We start from the raw sequence: 19,287 nt of genomic DNA, 5'->3' as shown, positions 1-19,287 counted from the left end.
CTTCAAGTTTTACTCTGCCCTATATTATTATCTTTTTAATCATCTGGCGTATTTCAAAATTTATTACCTCTCCATTAAATGATCTTGCCAAAATGGCAAGTCATTTGAATGATCCAGGTATCACTGAAAAGATTAATCATATTAAGCCTTGGTATTTTGAAGTTTTTAAATTCAAGAAGTCCCTATTATCTAGTGTAAACGTTTTTAATCAGGAAATCGAAGAACTTAAACAGGACACTTTAACCGATCCTTTAACCGGCTTTTATAATCGCCGTGGCTTTGAACTATTTTTAAATGATTTGATTAGCAATAAAATTTATTTTGCTGTGGTGGTTTTAGATATTGACTATTTCAAGAAAATTAATGATCGTCATGGGCATGATATGGGTGATGTGGTATTAACCAAAGTTGCCGGATTCATTCGGGAAAGTTTTCGTGAACAGGATATTTGCTGTCGGGTCGGCGGTGAAGAGTTTATTATTCTTGCGCCAGTTAAAGAGATTTCACAAGCCACTAAAATTGCTGAAAGATTAAGGCACAAACTGGCATCGACTTATTTACTAGAAGTTGGTGTAGTGACTGCCTCACTTGGTATTGCACACTGGCCTTTAACTTCTTCTGATATTAAAGAAGTTTTAAAACAAGCAGATACAAATTTATATCAAGCCAAACATTTAGGGAGAAATCGTGTGGTGACAGGTGAAAAAAGTGCCTAGTAATAATATTTTTATACAGTTATTAAGTAGATAATTTAAATATATTATTTTGTTATTGTGTTATAGCGTTTAGATCTTTAATTCCAAAAAACAGTATAATTTCTCTAATACTTCTAGGTTTATATAGAGGTTTATACTTAAGGATACAATATGACTTCTTTTTATAATGGAGGCACCAGCCAAGAGATTTTTAATCTGATTGGTCAAGCTGCTGCCTTAGAGGATATCATAGATGCGATTACCGCATGGTTAGGAGATAAAATTCCGGATGCGTTGGTATCTGTCATGTTGTATTCGGAACAGGAACAAACGCTTAATTTAATAAAAGAACCAGCCTATTTTTCCAGAGAATATATAGCCGCTTTAAAGGATCTAAAAATCGGTCCGAATGTAGGCGCTTGTGGTGCAGCTGCATATCATCGTCGTTTAGTGGTCTGTGAGGATTTACTCAATGATCCAAACTGGGTCGCATATAAAGATCTGGTTAAACAAAATGGTTTAAGAGCCTGCTGGTCCGTACCAATTGCCCATGGGAGTGGCAAACTTTTTGGCTCTTTTGGTACGTATTATCGTTCGATCAAGTCTCCTACTCCCAATGAAATTGACCTGCTGCAATATGCAGCTTCGCTGATCGCCTTAACCTTTGAGCTGTATGAAGAACGCAAAAAACGAAATCAACTCAAAGATAAATATCAGTCATTTTTCTCTTTTCATCCCGATGCAATTTTTGAGCACAATCTGGATGGCAATATTGTAGATGCCAATCTGGCCACCAAGTTTTTTAACGAAGTTGGTGTTAAATCGCATATCGGAACTAAAATTGACCATTTTATTGAACCTGAACATCGCCCTCTTGCCTTAGAAGCCTTTGAGCAGGCCAAGCATGGTTTGACTGGACACCTTGAAGTTCAGGCACATAACTCGGCAGGACAGAAATACTGGCTCGATTTAACTTTTTTGCCAATTAAAGTGAATGAGGAAATTGTCGGTATCTTTAGCGTGGCACGCGACATTACTGAACGCTATCAAAACAATGAAATGCTGCGCTTAATGAAACGTAGTGTCGATGCAAATCCGCATGGCATTATTTTAACTTCGGCAGAAAATGACCAGCCTATTGAATATGTTAATCCGGCCTTTGAGCAGATTACCGGTTATAGCCTGGAAGAACTCAAAGGGAAAAATTGCCGCATCTTGCAGGGACCCGATACTTCAGCGGAAAGCGTCCAGCAAATCAGCGAAGCCATTCAGAATAAATCTGAAATCAAGATTGTCCTGAAAAATTATCGTAAGGATGGACACTGGTTCTGGAACAAGCTGAATCTCGGCCCGGTCTTTGATGAAAATCATAAATGCACTCATTTTATTGCCATTCAACAGGATGTGAGTCAGCATGTTGCCCAGCAAGAACTAATCGCTTATCAGGAATCACATGACCATTTAACCGGCTTTATTAACAATAAGCTGTTTGAAGAAGTGATACAGGAAAAACTGCATTTAGCTCAGACAGGTTCTACAAATCTGGTGCTTTTATATCTGGATCTGGATGATTTTGAACCTTTGAATCAAAGTCTCGGTCATGATATTGGCGATAAAATTTTAAAACTGGTGGGCAATCGTCTGAGTCAAAATCTGCAGCCTGAAGATGTGATTTCCAGATTTTCAGGAGATGAGTTTGCAATTTTATTAACTCAAATGATTGATCTCAAGCAAGTCGCTGTACGTGCCGAAGAAATCATCGCCGGATTATCTCAACCTTTCCATGTGGATGGCTATGATATTCACCTGAGTGCCAGTATTGGTGTGGCTGATGCTGATCCAGACATTAAATGTGTTAAGCAGTTTATCAATGCTGCTAAAGATGCCATGCGTGACGCCAATGCCGAAGGGGGTAATACCTGGCACTGGTATAATTTCACGAAAGAGCCTTTACCGAAGGTAGATTATGTACAGCTTCGTCATGAACTGATGGTCGCTCTGCATGAACAGCAGTTTAAACTGTTTTATCAGCCGATTTTGGACAGTGAAACGGGTAAGGTCAAATGTCTGGAAGCTTTGATTCGCTGGCAACATCCAGAAAAAGGCTTTATTTCTCCTGCCGATTTTATTCCTTTTGCAGAAAGAACCGGGCAAATTGTCTCGATTGGCGAATGGGTACTTAGACAGGCTTGCGAGGAAGTTAAAGCCTGGAATATGCAGCATGAGACTCAAATTTCGGTTGCCATCAATCTATCTCCTTTACAGTTTAAAAGAAGCGGGTTCCTGAGCGATCTACAGCAATTATTAGCAGAAATTGAATTCCCTCATGAGTTACTAAAACTGGAAGTAACTGAAAGTATGTTGATTGCTAGCGGTGATAAGTCGATTGAGATCTTAAAAAATGTCCGGGCTTTGGGTATTAAAGTGTCGGTAGATGACTTTGGCACTGGTTATTCGAGTTTAAGTTATTTACGTAGCTTACCGATTGATGAGATCAAATTGGATCGCAGCTTTGTCCAGCATTTACCCGGCAATCCACGAGATGAGGCAATTATTGAAGCTATGATTACCCTAGCGCATAAGCTGGATCTGGAAGTTGTTGCGGAAGGAATTGAAAATCCTGCACAGGCTGAGTGCTTAAAGTCGCATCATTGTGATTATCTGCAAGGTTTTTACTATGCAAAACCTGCCCGTCTCAATCAGCTGGAGTTAATCAGTTCCTGATTAATATGCCCTGTTTGAACTGTACAGTTTTAGCTTCTAAGTAAGCTAACTCTTCTAAATGATGGGTCACATAAATCATGGGTAGATTTAACTCATCTTTCATCCGTTTTAGAAAAGGTAAAATCTGTTGTTTTAACTGCTGATCCAGGCCTGTTAAAGGTTCATCCAGCAATAAAAGATTCGGTGAAGACAGTAATGCTCGGCCGATAGAAACGCGCTGCGCTTCTCCACCTGAGAGCTGATGTGCTCTACGATATATTAAAGGTTTTAATTCTAATAATTCTACGATGTCTTCAAACTGGAATTTTCGATTTTCTCTAGATACCAGTTTTTCTGCATAGCATAGGTTCTGCTGCACGTTCATATGTGGAAACAGCAAAGCATTCTGGAAAACTAATGCAATCTTGCGCTGATGCATTGGAATATTAATTTTCTTTTCTGTATTGATTAAGTCCTGCTGATTAAACTGAATATATCCTTGGTCAGGTTTTAATAGTCCGACAATATTTTTGAGTAAAGTACTTTTTCCACTTCCAGATGTACCGACAATCCCTAATAGTTGCTGCGACATTTCCAGTTTAATATTCAACCCGAAATCGGCTTGTTGATATTGAAAATCACATTTCAACATTTCAGCCTCCCAATTTCCGTTGATAGTTTTGCAAAATAAAATAATTGGCAATTAAGGCAGTAAATGCCAAGAAAATAGACAATGTCACCAGACGCATCGCCATTTCTTCACCATTTGGTTGTTGCAATAAGGAATAAATTGCGATGGGAATAGTGCGGGTTTCATCCGGAATATTTCCCACAAAAGTAATGGTGGCGCCAAACTCACCCAGACTGCGGCTAAAACACAAGATGCTGCCAATCAGCATACCGGGAATCGCCAGAGGTAAATTGATACTCCAAAATACTTTCCACGGTGCTGCGCCCAATGAACCTGCGATGTGTTCAAGTTGCTGATTCATGAGCTGAAAAGACAGACGAATCGGTTGCACCATCAATGGGAATGCCACAATCATCGAGGCCAATACTGCCCCTTTCCAGTTAAATGCCAGTTGCAGTCCGAGTGTATTGAAATATTGGCCAATCATGCCTTGATTGCCAAACAGCACCAGAAGCAGATAACCCAAGACCACGGGTGGCAGCACCATAGGTAATTGCAAACATGCTTCGACCACAAACTTAAGCCGAAATTCATATCTGGCCAAAACCCAAGCCAATGCTACTGCAAAAGGTAAGCAGAATAAGGTTGCAAAGCTGGCCACTTTGGCAGACAGATATAGCGCACTTAGTTCTTCTAGACTTAACATCTTGCAGTTATTTCTCCAGTCATTGTCTAGGGATTCAGCCTAAATCCATATTTTTGAAAGATGACTTTGGCCTGTGTACTTTTTTGTATAAATTGTTCAAATTGAATGGCATCCGCATTTTTTTCGCCCTGTTTGGTCAACGCAATCGGATAAATAATCGGATGATGCGAATCTGCCGGGAAGGTACCAATAATTTTCACTTTTTGGCTGATTAAGGCATCAGTTTTATAGACAATGCCCACATCACACTCACCACGTTCAACAAAAGCCAAGGCTGAACGAACATCATCAGTGCCCACAATCCGCCCCTTTAACTGATCTAGCCAGTTCAGTTTGGTCAGACTTTGCTTGGCATATTTCCCGGCAGGCACTGACTCCATCTGTCCAGTACACAATCGTCCTTGAAAGGCTTTGGCGAAATTAAAACTGGATTGGGGTTTAAAAGGAATATTCAAATTTTTCGGGCTAATCACCACCAGCTGATTAAACAATAATGGCTTGGCTTTATTGGCCTGAACGATTTGCTTTTTGACCAGATAATTCATCCAGTCCAGATCTGCAGAGAAAAACAGGTCACTGCTGGCCCCTGCTTCGACCTGTTTCGCCAAGGCTGATGAAGCACCAAATACCGCTACAACATCTGTTTTAGGATGTTGCTTTTCATAAATTTTTTCAATATCGCTGATGGCATTGGTCAGACTGGCTGCGGCATAAATTTTGACAGTATCTGCATGTGCAGCTGAAAATATAGAGGCTAGGCAGACCGAGAAAAATAGGGATTTTTTCATGATTATTCTGTTCCTTAATGAATAAATAAACCGTGCACAATCTGTCCTTCAGATAAAACTGCTCCCGCAGGAATGCGGACCAGACAATTGGCCTGCATGAGATTGCTCAGCATATGCGATTGCTGTTTGGACAGACTTTTAACTCGTAAAACCGACTGCTCAAAACTGGCGGACATTCTTAAAAAGCGCTCTCTGGCATCCATTTTTAGATCATGGGTGAGTACAGCATTAAACCAGTTCGGCTGAGATTTGTGTCCTTGTAAGGCATTTAATAAAGTTGCGGTGTATATTTGCATGCCCACATACACTGCTGCGGGATTTCCCGGTAAACCCAGCAGATAACAATGTGAACTATCATCGCGCTGTAACTGAGCAAAGAACATCGGCTTGCCCGGCTTCTGTTTTACTTTCCAGAATATCTGTTCGAAACCTAAATTTAGTGCTACAGGCCGAATGAAATCATAATCTCCGACAGATACCCCACCCGTGGTTAAAATCAGGTCATGGCTTGCTGATAATTCTTGAATGAGATTCCGTACTGCCGCCTCAGTATCTGCAACATGAAAAATTTCAACCTGCTGCCCGACTTGCTGAAACCAAGCTTCAATCAAGGGACCGTTGGCATCAAAGATTTTACCCGCTACAAAGTCTTCTATACTTTCAGCAACTTCATCACCTGTAATAACTACAGCCACTTTAGGATATTGAAGAACCTCAACAGTATTGATCCCCGCCATGCTTAAAGAGGCAATTGCACCGACTGACAGTTGCTGACCTTTGTTGGTTAATAATTGCCCGACTGAAATTTCCTCGCCCACATCGCGAATATCGGCATGAACTTTAAGCTGTTCCGTAATTTTGATTCTGGATAAATCGATCGCTTGAACGATTTCCTGACGTGCGACCGTAGTAGTCCCGAGGGGAATTTTAGCGCCAGTAAAAATCCTGACTGCCTGACCATCCTGAAGTTGCAGCTCATCCTGTTGCCCTGCCCGAATTTCACCGATAAGCTGAAACCCACTTTCTGGTTCAATTGCAGATTGGGTACACAACGCATAACCATCTACGGCACTTTGCGAAAATAACGGTAGATTAATCCCAGAATAAATATCTTCTGCCAGATAACGATTTAAGGCCTGATTCAACTTCAATCGTTCAGTTGCTAACACTTGAATATGCTGCAAAATTAATTCTAAAGCCTGATCGACTGTAATCAGACCATGTTCTGCTCCGCATCCAGACATTATTGATAACCGCCTTGATGTGGAATATTTTTTTGCACATCAAATAAATGTACCAACGCTGGTAGTACCGCAATTAAAGATTCTTTGGCTCCTTGTCGGCTGCCCGGTAAAGTCATTACCAAACTGTTATCAATATAGCCAGCAACGCCACGACTTAAAGCCGCATACGGCGTTCGTTTCTGGCCGAAACTGCGTGAAGCTTCCATGAGTCCAGGAATTTCCCGTTTCAGTAAGGGCTGTAAAGTTTCAACCGTTAGATCTTTAGGACCTAAGCCTGTTCCACCCACAGTCAGGATCAATGGGTAGTCATTTTTCTGTTGATGAACCAATGCCAATAACTGTTCAGGGTCGTCTGGAATTACCTGATAGGCAATATTTTCAAAATTGGCTTCTTGTAATATTTCTAGGACATTTTGCCCTGCTGTATCCGGTTTTTTACCGGCAGCGACTGTATCTGAAAGCACAATGATGGATGCTGGCAAGGCTTCTTTTAAGACACGGGTAAAATGCGATTTACCGCCTTTTTTCTTTTGTAATTTACATTGATCCAGACATAGATCTTCCGGTTCACAATGTGGTTTGAGCATATCGTAAAGGGTCAATCCAGCCAGACTAACGGCAGTCAAGGCTTCCATTTCCACACCAGTTGGACCAATAGTCTCTACTGTGGCAATAATTTCGACATGCGCATCACACAGCTCATACTCCACATCTGCACGATAAATTGGTAAAGGATGACACAGCGGAATCAGTTCATCAGTACGTTTAGCCCCTAAAATCCCGGCAATGCGAGCTGTCTTTAGTGCATCACCCTTTTCCGTATTGCCATTCCGTAATAATTCAATGCAATGTGGCGGTGCATGCAGAATCCCTGTAGCTACTGCAGTCCGATAACTTTCTGCTTTCATCCCGACATTTTTCATTGCATGTTCCTATAGTTCATTTCTTCTTAAAACGTGTGTCTATTCTGACTTATATCGGCCATTGATAGATGAATGGTGTATTCTCTTTGGCATGATGACAATGTTGATGCGTCTCATCTGAATGAAGATGCGTATGAGCAGTTTCTACATCTTTACGGATACAACATCCCTCAACATATTGACTGCTGCCATCCATATAAAACTCTTCTTTCCAGACTGGCACTTCATGTTTAACCCGCTCCACTGCTTCCTCACAAGCGGCAAAAGCCTCACGTCGATGTGCAGCATAAGCAATCGCGATAATGGCTTTTTCACCAATATCTAATGCCCCAATTCGATGAATCACCCGCACATAGGACACGCCGTATTTGGCCTGGATTTCCTGTTCAATCTGGCGAATCATTTTTTCTGCAACAGGTGCATAGGCCGTATATTTCAGTGCATTGACCGCTTTACCTTCATGGTGATTGCGTACCGTTCCGATAAATACGCCGACTCCACCACATTCAGGAAAAGACTGGATCGGATCAAAACTTTCTAGATTTAAAGCAGTTTCTTGTATCCTAGAAAATTGCTTGAATTCGCTCATTTCAGCCTCCTGCTACAGGTGACAACAGCACCAAAGTACTGTCAGCATTAAGAGGTGTCTGACGTGAAATGATGTCTTCACCGATGGCACAGGCACAGCGTTCAATCATGCCAAATGCATCTGGATAATCTTGTCCTACCTGATTCAAAACTTCAGATACGGTACTTTGAGATTTACAAATAATTTCGAGATCTTGCGGTAACTGTCGTTCTACCGCACCGAAGGCTTCAATTCTGATTCTGATCTGTGACATCTTAGCCTCCTATCATGTGCATACTAATTTTGCGGCTGTTTTGATTCATACTTTGATTTTTTAAGTGCTGCTCTATGGCGTGAAAGCCCTGTTCTTTGTTCCAGATATATCGGGATAAAGCGCCATACAAATTCAACTCACTTAGAGCGGTAGATGAATTTAGTGATTTGATTTCATTTTTAAGATTCAAGCCTTGAGGTGCAAACAGGCAATTGTAAAATTCACCTTGTGCAGTCAATCGCAAGCGGTCGCAGCTGCCACAAAATGAGTTAGTAATAGTTGAGATAATTCCAATCGGATGGCCATCAATCAAATACTGGCGTGCGGGTTCCGAAGCTGATTGGGAAGCATTATTAGTTTTTTGAGTGAGCCTAAATTCGGTCGCCAAAGTTTCTAAAATGTATTGTTCACTGACTACATGCTCAGTAGACCAATTGTGATCACCATCAAGTGGCATAAATTCGATAAAGCGCAGGACAATATTTTGCTGAACTGACCAGCGCGCTAATGGCAGGATCTGATTATCATTGATACCCTGCATCAATACGGTATTGATCTTAATCGGTAATCCAGCGGCTTGTGCTGCCTGAATTCCTTCCAGCACAGGTGCCAAATCTTTTTGAGTTAGCTGCTTAAACTGATCAGCATCCAGACTGTCCAGGCTGATATTCAGGTCATCCAGTCCTGCCTGCTTTAAGGCTTGTGCATATTGTTTTAAGTAATGCGCATTGGTGGTCATGGAAATACGTTGTAATCCCAGCTTTTTCAACGCTTGCAGTTGTTCAACAAAATGAACCACTCCCTGACGCATTAAAGGCTCACCACCAGTAATGCGGATATACTGGATACCATGACGCACCATAAAATCGCAAAACTGATACAGCTCTTCAAAACTGAGCAGATCGTGTTTTTTCATCCATTCTGGATGTTCAGGCATACAATAAACACATTTGAAATTGCAGCGATCGGTCACTGAAATCCTTAGCTTGCGCTTGCCACGACCGAATTGATCGACAAACAAGACATCATTTTTAAGCTGTGTCATCATATTCATGTTGAACATCCATCTTCAGGCATTGGGTGGGTTGTTGCACATATACAGTGCGCGAAACTTAAATCGCCCAATCTTGTAATAATTAGATTTGCAATAAGTGTTCCAACTTTGTGCCAAAAGCAAAATATTCAGTTTTTAGTGCAGAAATTTGAGCTGTTGATACTGTTGCAGTTCATCCAGCGAGTTAATACTGTGAAAAAATAGCGCACGATTTTTAAAACGTGCCACTTGTGCGTGCAAATCAGCAAAACAGTGTTTAAGGCTGCGCTGTTCCTGTTCAAGATATAAATTCAAGGTTGCCAGACTGCTGCGTTTGACCAGACAAAATGGATAAAGTGGCTTACCGTTAATTTCCACATAAGCCACTTCAGCCAGATTGTTTTTGGCTAGAGCCTGATGCAACTTGAGCAATACTCTGGAAGGAATATAAGTTAGGTCACAAGGAACAAACAGCACATAATCCGACTGTACATGCGACCAGGCACTTTTCATGCCCATTAACGGCCCCTGGAATCCTGGCTCATCATCTTGATAATAATGAACACTAGGAATAAGTTTCTGGTAAATGGAATAGTCGCGATGGCTGTTAATCCAGACCTGTGCAACATTCAATTTCAGCTGTTGGTGAATCTTGATCAGCTGAATCTGGTCATCGAATTTCTGCAATAGTTTATTGATGCCATTCATGCGTCTTGCCTGTCCACCCGCAAGAATCACCAGATCAGTACGTGGATAGGCTATTTTATTATTTTCTCTCTCGGCTCCTTTTTTCATTCTACCGTCTCCAATTGACATGTTTTAATCAGGCCACGGATTTCAGGTAAACACGAACCACAATTCCCTCCGGCTTTTAAACATGCGGTCACCTGTTTTTCATCCGTAATATTTTTAGTTTTAATGGTTTCAATGATGCGGTTTTTACCGACTTTAAAACAGCTACACACCAGTGGACCTTCATTATTTGCCATCGACATCGGCTGTCCAGCAAGTAAGGCTTTACGGTGCATAGCACTTAAACGTTCACGTTTAAACAGACTTGCCACCCAGTCGCGGTTCGGCAATAAGGCCTTCGGTGCAATATATAGACTGGCAATCACATGACCATCCTGAAGTATCACGCTATGACTGATGTGGGCGGTCTGATCTTCAAGATTCAGCCATTCAAAACTTTCATCCTGAAATGGCAATAATTCTTTTAAATGCTCAGTGGTGTAGCTAAATTTCTTCCGGTCTGCCAGTTCATAACGTATTGCCTTGCTGGTAGTGATTTTAGTCCACCACACGGTGGCTTCAATCGACGGCTGTACGATTTTTTCAAAGCCTTGACGCACATAAAATACGCCTTGCCACTGGCTATAAAATGGATGGATGATAACCGGAGTATGCTTGAATTCTGGCTCACCCGAAATAGCATCCACTACCGGATTCACCACCTTGCCAATCCGGGCATCGGATGCGACCTGATCATTCCAGTGAATCGGGGCAAAGACCTGTCCACGGCGGATATTGTCACTAATAGTCGCACGCAAGACACAATTGCCCCACTGCGATTTCACCTCAACCAATTCACCATCCTGAATCCCGTACTTTAGTGCATCATTCGGGTGAATTTCACAGTAAGGTTCGGCACGGTGCGTACTCAAATTCGCCGATAAACCGGTACGGCTCATGGTATGCCATTGGTCACGAATCCGGCCAGTATTCAAAATTAAAGGATATTCACTAGAGGTTTGATGAACCGGATTGACCGCTGAAATTGCAATGAATTTGGCTTTGCCATCTGCATGGCTATACTGGCCTTCGCTATAGAGTCGAGCTACTGAATCTTCTGCCTGATCTTTTCTCCATACTGGCCACTGTACCGGTTTCAGTTCATCATATTCAGCTAGGCTTAAATCGGTTAGGCCTTTTAAATTAAAATAGCGGAAATATGGCGTTTCAGATCGCTGGCTTAAATCAGAGTTTTGCTCGGCAGATAATTGGGCATGCTCCAGAAAAATGTCATGGCTATTATTAAAATCAAAACCTGTGAAACCCATCTTCTGAGCCACTTGACTGATCGCCCACCAGTCAGCTTTGGCTTGCATCGGTGCATCTAAAAAAGCACGCTGTCTGGAAATACGACGTTCTGAATTGGTCACGGTGCCATCTTTTTCCCCCCAACCTAAAGCAGGTAACAAGACATCAGCATATTGTGTGGTATCCGTATCCTGACAGATATCAGACACTACCACGAATTCACATTTGTCCAGGGCGCGTTTGACCTGATCTGCATCTGGCAAGCTGACCACCGGATTGGTGGCCATAATCCAGATCGCCTTGATCTTGCCGCTTTCAACGGCCTGGAATAAATCGACTGCTTTCAGTCCTGCTTGTTTAGGAATATACGGGCTTTGCCAGAAATTTTGTACCAGCTGCTGATGTCCCGGATTTTCTAAATCCAGATGTGCAGCCAGCATATTGGCTAGACCACCGACTTCACGCCCGCCCATCGCATTTGGCTGACCGGTCATGGAAAATGGCGCTGCACCGAGTTTGCCGATTTTACCGGTGAGCAAATGACAGTTAATAATACTGTTGGCTTTATCGACGCCACGTGATGACTGGTTTACGCCCATGGAGAACAACGTTATTACTTTGTCTGTCTGGGCAAATTTTTCAAAGAATTGAGTGAGTTTAACTGCTGAAATACCGGTACGTTCAGCCACATCCTCAATCGAAGCTTCAGTAGAACTGCTCGTTAAAGCCTGTTCCAGCCCCTGGGTATGAGCAGCAACAAATGCTTGATCAACGTAACCATGCTGATGCAAGTACTGTAATAAGCCATTAAACAGCGCCACATCCTGACCCGGGAGAATTGGCAAATGCAAATCTGCTGCTTCACAGGTGCTGGTAAAGCGCGGATCAAACACGACTACAAACAGGTCACGTTGTTCCTTGGCTTTCATAATGCGCTGATACAGCACTGGATGGCACCAAGCGGTATTGGAACCGACCAGTACCACCATATCGGTATGTTCAAAATCTTCGTAGCTGGCTGGAACCAGATCTTCACCAAAAGCTCGTTTATGTGCAGCAACAGCTGAAGACATACACAGGCGTGAATTGGTATCAATATTCGCCGTACCGAGATAGCCTTTGACGAATTTGTTCACCACGTAATAATCTTCGGTCAGCAACTGACCTGAGACATAAAACGCAATACTGTCTCGGCCATATTGATCGATGCATTGCTGGAATTTATTGGCAATGGACGAAACTGCAGTATCCCAACTGGTAACTTCACGCAGATCTTTCCGACCCAGCATTGGCTGCAGTAAACGGGTTTCCAGTCCCAAAGTATCTGCCAGATTACTACCTTTGATGCATAACTTGCCGAAATTGGAAGGATGATTGGCATCACCTTCAACAGTCACTTTAGGGCCTGATGTGGTCGGCGTTACATGTGCAGTCACACCACAACCTACGCCACAATATGGGCAAGTGGTCTGTGTGGTTTTAGTTTTTAATTCTGTGGAGCTATGCAGTTCCACTACTGGGATACTATTCATTGCTGCTGTGCTCCTTAATCATCTAAATTCACTTATCTCGCCAAATCTAAAATGTCTAGCTTTTACAGATTTGATTTAAATTTTTTCTTGGTCTCAAAAGCTTTAATCCTCCCCAACCCTCCTTTGTTAAAGGAGGGAGGTTCCCCTCTTTTTAAAGAGGGGTTAGGGAAGATTTATGTGATGGATTACCCTGCTTTCTTTAATGCAAAATCCCGACCAAACAGCAGTTTATTTCGAATCGAAGTGATCGGTGTCTGATCTGCAATCAGTTCGGCATACCAGGTACCGTCTTCAGTATCACCAAACAGCACTGCACCAATGACTTTATCTTTTTGAATAATAATGCGTTTATAGATCTGACGTTTCTCGTCATTCAGCACGATATCTTCAAAATCCTCTTTTGGTTCGAAGTCACCTGCCGAGAACACGTCACAACCACTCACTTTCAGCTGAGTCAGAACGGTTGGCGCTTTAAACGTCAGGCTTCCATGCTCGGCCAGATGTGATGCACAAATGAACGCCTGGCCCCAAAGTGGTTCAACCAGACCAAAGGTTTGACCACGGTGCTCGATACATTCACCCACCGCATAAATACTTGGGTCAAAAGTCTGCATAGTGTCATTCACCAGCACACCGCGGTTACAACGCAGACCGGCACTTTGCGCCAATGCGATATTTGGACGAATACCCACAGCAAACACCACCAGATCGGCAGCCAGCACGGTGCCATCTTTGAGTTTCACTTGGGTCACATGACCGTCTTCACCAATCAGACATTCGGTATTCGCTTCAGTCAGAATATTGATACCTTTCTGCTCAATCGCTGTTTTCAGCATCTGGCTGGCTTTGCTGTCCAGCTGACGATCCATAATGCGATCCATCAGATGCAATACTGTGACATTCATGCCTTGCTGTTTCAGGCCATAAGCAGCTTCTAGGCCCAGTAAGCCACCGCCGATGACGACCGCATTTTTCTTGGTTTTGCAGTAGTCCAGCATATTGTTGACATCATAAATGTCGCGGAAGCTGAGTACGCCTTTTAAGTCGCTACCTGGAATTGGCGGAACGAATGGCTTGGAACCCGTCGCCAGAATCAAACGGTCATAACTGATCACTTCGCCTTTTTCGGTATAAATCTGCTTACGCGGACGATCAATACGAACCGCCGGATCACCTGCAATCAGACGAAAACCTTTGTCGGCATACCATGCATGCGGATGCAGCATGATGTCATCAATGGTTTTCTCGCCAGAAAGCACTGGCGACAGCATGATGCGGTTGTAGTTGCCCCAAGGCTCTTCACCAATCACGGTAATTTCATAACGGTCTGGTGCCATATCCAGCAGGTCTTCCAGACAACGCATGCCTGCCAGACCATTACCGACCAGTATTAGTTTCATTTTTTCCGGTGAAATACCGTTGTTGGTGATATAGGTTTTTTGTGGCACTGGGCTAATGAACACTTTGCCATTTTCAATTTTGCTCGGGAAAACCAGTAATTTTTGATCTTTATCTTCTAAACAACGGCCAGTCGCCAGACTGAAATGCTGCTTGTAAATTGGTGAAGCGACAACACGCTCGCCTTGCAGATCACCAATGATGCCGCGCGACATCACAAATGCTTTGCTAAATGGATCCTGATTGCTTAAAGCGTAAATACGCTTTTCATTACCCACACGAAACAAAGCAATTTGCTGATCTTCTACCAATGCCGCTACGCCAGTATTTGGTGTAATGTCATCCAGTGCACACACTTCAACCCAATTCAGTTCATTCATATCTTTAAACATTGTCATATTCTTGCTCCTTTATTCTTTGAATCAGGCTTCAACTACTGGAATACGTGTGATATCGCGTTCAGCTTCAGTTTTCGGACGGATCTGGCCGCGTACTTCAGTAAATTGAACATGAGGATCGTTTTGCTGTTCAGCTTTGGCATTGATAAAGGTTTTAAAGCGTTTACGCACTTCAGGATCTTCAATCGCAGTACGCCATTCATCCTGATAAGTACCCACTACATGCTCCATACGACGCTCGAGTTCTGTTGCTAGACCCAGTGAATCATTTACCACGATATCTTTCAGGTAATCCAGGCCGCCTTCGAGGTTGTCACGCCATACCGAAGTACGTTGCAGACGATCAGCCGTCTGGATATAGAACATGAAGAAACGGTCGATATAGCGGACTAAAGTTTGGGTATCCAGATCTGATGCCAGTAGTTCCGCGTGGCGTGGTTTCATACCGCCGTTACCGCAGACATAGAGGTTCCAGCCTTTTTCAGTGGCAATGACACCCACGTCTTTACTTTGCGCTTCGGCACATTCACGGGTACAGCCAGACACGGCCATTTTCAGTTTATGTGGAGAACGTAAGCCCTTGTAGCGGTTTTCCAGATAGATCGCCAAGCCCACAGAATCGTCTACACCATAACGGCACCAAGTGCTACCGACACAAGATTTCACTGTACGTAGTGATTTACCGTAGGCATGACCAGACTCAAAACCGGCATTGATCAGTTTTTCCCAGATTTCTGGCAATTGATGCACTTGTGCACCAAACATATCGACACGCTGGCCCCCAGTCAGTTTTGTATACAGACCGTATTCTTTAGCAATTTGACCAATTGCAATCAGGCCTTCTGGTGTCACTTCACCGCCCGCCATACGTGGCACAACTGAGTACGAACCGTCTTTCTGGATATTACCCAAGTAATAGTCATTACTGTCTTGTAAACCGGCGTGACTTGGCTTCAGTACAAAGTCGTTCCAGCAAGATGCTAATATATTTGCCACAGTCGGTTTACAGATATCACAACCCATACCATGACCATGTTGATGGATCAGGTCATCAAAAGTTTTGATCTCGTTAACACGTACCAGGTGATACAGCTCTTGGCGTGAATAAGCGAAGTGTTCGCAGAGATGGTTGTTTACGGTAACGCCTTGACGTTGTAATTCAGACTTCAGGACTTGCGTCACCAACGATGCACAGCCACCACAAGCCGTTGCGGCTTTGGTGCATTTTTTCAGAGCACCGAGAGAAGTTGAACCATCGGCAATCGCAGAACAGATATCTGCTTTAGAAACGTTGTTACATGAACAAATCGTCGCGCTGTCTGGAAGCAGATCTACACCGCTACCACCCGCTTTTGCAGTCGCTTGATCAAACCCCGGCATGATCAGGCCTTCCGGATTTTCCGGGATTTCCAGACCATTCAGCATCATTTGTAGCAGATCGTTATATTCTTTGGCACAACCCACCAGCACTGCACCAAGCAGTTTGGTTTTTTCTGCATTGACCACAATTTTCTTATAGATCTGTGCCGCTTCATCGGCATAGAAGTAGCTGAATGAACCTGGTGTCATGGCATGTGCATCACCCACTGATGCAACATCAACACCCATCAGTTTCAACTTGGTGCTCATGTCCGCGCCAGCAAATGCTGCACATTCTTCTTGCAGTACATGTTTCGCAGCAATACGTGCCATGTCATAGCCTGGAGCCACCAGACCAAAAATCTTGTTATTCCACAGCGCACATTCACCAATTGCGTAAATGTCCGGTTTCGAAGTCTGGCAGTAATCATTGATCATGATCCCGCCGCGCTCACCAATCGCCAGGCCGCTTTGACGTGCCAGTTCGTCACGTGGACGGATCCCCGCAGAGAACAGGATAATGTCGGTTTCCAGTTCAGCACCATCACCAAACTTCATCACGTGCTTGGCATTGACACCATCTTCAATAGACGAAGTTGCTTTTTGAGTATGGACTTTTACGCCCAGATCTTCGATTTTGCTGCGTAATACTTTACCCCCAAGATCATCAATCTGTACTGCCATCAGGCGTGGTGCGAATTCGACCACATGCGTTTCCAGATTCAGGTCACGCAACGCTTTTGCCGCTTCCAGCCCCAGCAAACCACCACCGATCACAACACCGTTTTTGGCTTTCAGGCTCGCTGCCCGGATTGCATCCAGATCTTCAATGGTACGATAAACAAAGCAATTTTCACGGTCGTTGCCTGGAATTGGTGGAACAAAAGCATAGGAGCCGGTAGCTAAAACCAGTTTGTCATAAGTAATCACATCGCCATGATTAGTGGTGACTGTTTTATTAACAGTATCGATTGCAGTCGCTTTGGTACTCAAACGCAAATCAATTCCATACGCATCTGCAAAGTCATTACGGCAAAGGGTTAAATCCTTGGCTGATTTTCCAGTGAAATATTCAGTTAAATGTACACGGTCATAAGCCAGACGCGGCTCTTCTGCCAGAATCGTGATTTCAACCTCATCACCTGCATGCTCAAGCACAGATTCAATAAATTTGTGTCCTACCATGCCATGGCCAATCATTACCAGTTTCATATTCCTTCTCCTAAATTTTCTAAATCTTGTATCTTGTGTTTTAAGCCAGGTTGTTTCGTTCAAGGACAGCTTCTTCATACAGCTTTTGCTCTTTGGCTTTATGCTCAACCGAGAAGCGAATCATCAGAACAAAACTTGCTGCAATCACGACCAGGCCGCCAAGTGCCATCAGACAGGTTTGAATATCCAGCATGCCTTTAAGTAAGAATCCTGCTGCGACCGCACCCACGTTACCGCCTGCACCGATAATGCCAGCCACCCCCCCTAAAGCATCCCGGTCAATAAATGGCACTAGCGCATACGTTGCACCACATGCCATGTGGGTAAATAATGCGAAGACAGTCATTGTGATGATGGCCAGCATGGCACTGTTCATTTGCGAGAATAAAATCAGGAATAAGCCTTCCATCAAGATCATGGCAAACAGCACTTTGGTACGTCCGTCCAGGCCTTTTTTGATGGCGACTTTATCTGAAACAATGCCACCCAGTGCACGGGCAAACAGTGCTAGCAGACCGAAGATCCCGGCCGTCATACCTGCTTCTTTTAAACCAAAGCTGAAGTTTTCTACGTAGTACATGGCTACGATGTTATGAATGAAGATTTCGATACCGAAACAGGCCGCATAAGCGCCAAATAAAATCCAGACACGGTAGTTACGGGCCGCATGCATCAGAATTGCCATGCCACCTTTTTTCTCGCTACCAACCTGAATTCCTGCTGCACGCAGTTCTTTAAAGTTGCCTTGTGGACAGTCTTGGGTAAATTTCCAGTACAATGCACCGACGATCAGCATCATCAGGCCTGGAACAATTAAGGCAATTCTCCAGCCCATCGCCTGTTCAACACCGAACAGCACTAGCGCAGCCAGAAGTAATGGCATCAAGGCTTGAGTCGCACCGCCACCGGCATTTCCCCAACCTGCTGATGCAGCATTTGCAGTACCCACGACATTCGGCGCAAACATGATGCTGGTGTGATATTGGGTAATGACGAAACTGGCACCAATGGCGCCAATCAGTAAGCGGAAAAACAGAAAGGATTCATAGCTATTCGCAGAGGCCACACCAAAGACCGGGATACTGCCGAGTACGAGTAAGGCGGTATAGGTTTTCCGTGGACCATATTTGTCACATAGCGGACCGACAATCAGTCGAACCAGAATGGTGATCGCGACTGCTGCAATATTGATATTGGCGATTTGATCTTTGGTTAAGCTGAATTCACCCGCGATCACAGGCATCAGCGGTGCACAGGCGAACCAGGCAAAGAAGCAGACAAAAAACGCGAGCCAACTCATATGGAAGGCTCTCATTGCTGCGCTGCTGAAATTCAAAAGACTTATTTTTGTTGCTTTCTTTTCATATAAATTTGAAGACATCACCATCTCCTTCCAGAACTGAACGTATAGGCTTATCTGCTATGCGAATCGCTGCACACCAGATGCGATCAGAACGGACGTCATTGGCCGTCTTACAAATTTCTTTAGAGTCGTCTTTGACTCAAATTCTATTAAGCACAAAGCGTGCCGATAAAATAATTCTATAAATAAGTATTTGTATTTGTATTATTTATCTAAAAGTACTTTTATATTTTTTCTAAATTATAGTGACTTCGAACCAAGCTCTCTTTTATTTTTCTCAGCATATTTATATCTGGATTTTAAAATTGCCACTTCACTGCACTATTTGGCACAGCTTTAGTGCAAGGAAGAACATAATCAAACTAGATATTTTTAATTAAAGAAAAACTTATCGTTAAAACTCGCAGATTCAAATACCAA

15 protein-coding genes are annotated in these 19,287 nt (G+C 43.3%); 2 read left to right on the top strand and 13 right to left on the bottom strand.

Annotated features, from left to right (window positions below; translation table 11 throughout):
* Positions 1-716: GGDEF domain-containing protein (locus B3Q46_RS14105; protein WP_286716334.1), on the top strand; the 716-nt coding region annotated here is incomplete at its 5' end.
* Positions 717-866: 150 nt separating this feature from the next.
* The gene (locus tag B3Q46_RS14100) at positions 867-3,419 is read left to right on the top strand and encodes a bifunctional diguanylate cyclase/phosphodiesterase (RefSeq protein ID WP_175966945.1); all 2,553 of its coding nucleotides are present in this window, start codon (positions 867-869) and stop codon (positions 3,417-3,419) included.
* Here B3Q46_RS14100 and B3Q46_RS14095 read toward each other — a convergent pair.
* The 13 genes from B3Q46_RS14095 to B3Q46_RS14035 form a co-directional block, all read right to left on the bottom strand.
* Positions 3,409-4,050, bottom strand: a complete 642-nt coding sequence (locus tag B3Q46_RS14095; RefSeq protein WP_286716331.1) for an ATP-binding cassette domain-containing protein — start codon at positions 4,048-4,050, stop codon at positions 3,409-3,411. The two genes, B3Q46_RS14100 and B3Q46_RS14095, sit on opposite strands and share 11 nt — an antisense overlap.
* Position 4,051: 1 nt before the next feature.
* The gene (gene modB, locus B3Q46_RS14090; RefSeq protein WP_175966941.1) at positions 4,052-4,735 is read right to left on the bottom strand and encodes a molybdate ABC transporter permease subunit; all 684 of its coding nucleotides are present in this window, start codon (positions 4,733-4,735) and stop codon (positions 4,052-4,054) included.
* Positions 4,736-4,761: 26 nt separating this feature from the next.
* Positions 4,762-5,523, bottom strand: coding sequence for a molybdate ABC transporter substrate-binding protein (gene modA / locus B3Q46_RS14085; RefSeq protein ID WP_175966939.1), 762 nt, complete (start codon positions 5,521-5,523; stop codon positions 4,762-4,764).
* A 14-nt stretch (positions 5,524-5,537) separates the two neighbouring features.
* The gene (locus B3Q46_RS14080) at positions 5,538-6,767 is read right to left on the bottom strand and encodes a molybdopterin molybdotransferase MoeA (RefSeq protein ID WP_175966937.1); all 1,230 of its coding nucleotides are present in this window, start codon (positions 6,765-6,767) and stop codon (positions 5,538-5,540) included.
* Positions 6,767-7,690, bottom strand: coding sequence for a bifunctional molybdenum cofactor biosynthesis protein MoaC/MoaB (gene moaCB, locus B3Q46_RS14075; RefSeq protein ID WP_175966935.1), 924 nt, complete (start codon positions 7,688-7,690; stop codon positions 6,767-6,769). The genes B3Q46_RS14080 and moaCB overlap by 1 nt, the downstream gene beginning before the upstream one ends.
* A gap of 49 nt (positions 7,691-7,739) precedes the next feature.
* On the bottom strand, positions 7,740-8,279 hold the full coding sequence (locus tag B3Q46_RS14070) for a molybdenum cofactor biosynthesis protein MoaE (protein WP_175966932.1): 540 nt from the start codon (positions 8,277-8,279) through the stop codon (positions 7,740-7,742).
* 1 nt (position 8,280) lies between these two features.
* Positions 8,281-8,532, bottom strand: a complete 252-nt coding sequence (locus B3Q46_RS14065; protein ID WP_005234437.1) for a MoaD/ThiS family protein — start codon at positions 8,530-8,532, stop codon at positions 8,281-8,283.
* 1 nt (position 8,533) lies between these two features.
* Positions 8,534-9,586 (bottom strand): GTP 3',8-cyclase MoaA, encoded by a 1,053-nt coding sequence (gene moaA, locus B3Q46_RS14060; protein WP_175966931.1) that lies wholly within the window; start codon positions 9,584-9,586, stop codon positions 8,534-8,536.
* A 135-nt stretch (positions 9,587-9,721) separates the two neighbouring features.
* On the bottom strand, positions 9,722-10,360 hold the full coding sequence (mobA, locus tag B3Q46_RS14055; RefSeq protein ID WP_175966929.1) for a molybdenum cofactor guanylyltransferase: 639 nt from the start codon (positions 10,358-10,360) through the stop codon (positions 9,722-9,724).
* A complete protein-coding gene (locus B3Q46_RS14050) occupies positions 10,357-13,137 on the bottom strand; it encodes a nitrate reductase (protein WP_175966927.1) in 2,781 nt (926 codons plus the stop codon). The genes mobA and B3Q46_RS14050 overlap by 4 nt, the downstream gene beginning before the upstream one ends.
* Positions 13,138-13,322: 185 nt before the next feature.
* Positions 13,323-14,933 (bottom strand): nitrite reductase small subunit NirD, encoded by a 1,611-nt coding sequence (gene nirD, locus B3Q46_RS14045; RefSeq protein WP_175966925.1) that lies wholly within the window; start codon positions 14,931-14,933, stop codon positions 13,323-13,325.
* Between the two features lie 24 nt (positions 14,934-14,957).
* Positions 14,958-17,504: a nitrite reductase large subunit NirB gene (nirB, locus tag B3Q46_RS14040; protein ID WP_217706280.1), complete on the bottom strand. Its 2,547-nt coding sequence runs from the start codon at positions 17,502-17,504 to the stop codon at positions 14,958-14,960.
* A gap of 40 nt (positions 17,505-17,544) precedes the next feature.
* The gene (locus B3Q46_RS14035) at positions 17,545-18,885 is read right to left on the bottom strand and encodes an MFS transporter (RefSeq protein WP_005234426.1); all 1,341 of its coding nucleotides are present in this window, start codon (positions 18,883-18,885) and stop codon (positions 17,545-17,547) included.
* Positions 18,886-19,287 lie beyond the last annotated feature (402 nt).

The sequence above is a fragment of the Acinetobacter sp. UBA2581 genome (assembly GCF_002339435.1).
In the GTDB taxonomy this organism is placed as follows: Bacteria; Pseudomonadota; Gammaproteobacteria; order Pseudomonadales; family Moraxellaceae; genus Acinetobacter; species Acinetobacter variabilis.
This window is presented reverse-complemented; position numbering and strand designations above follow the sequence as displayed.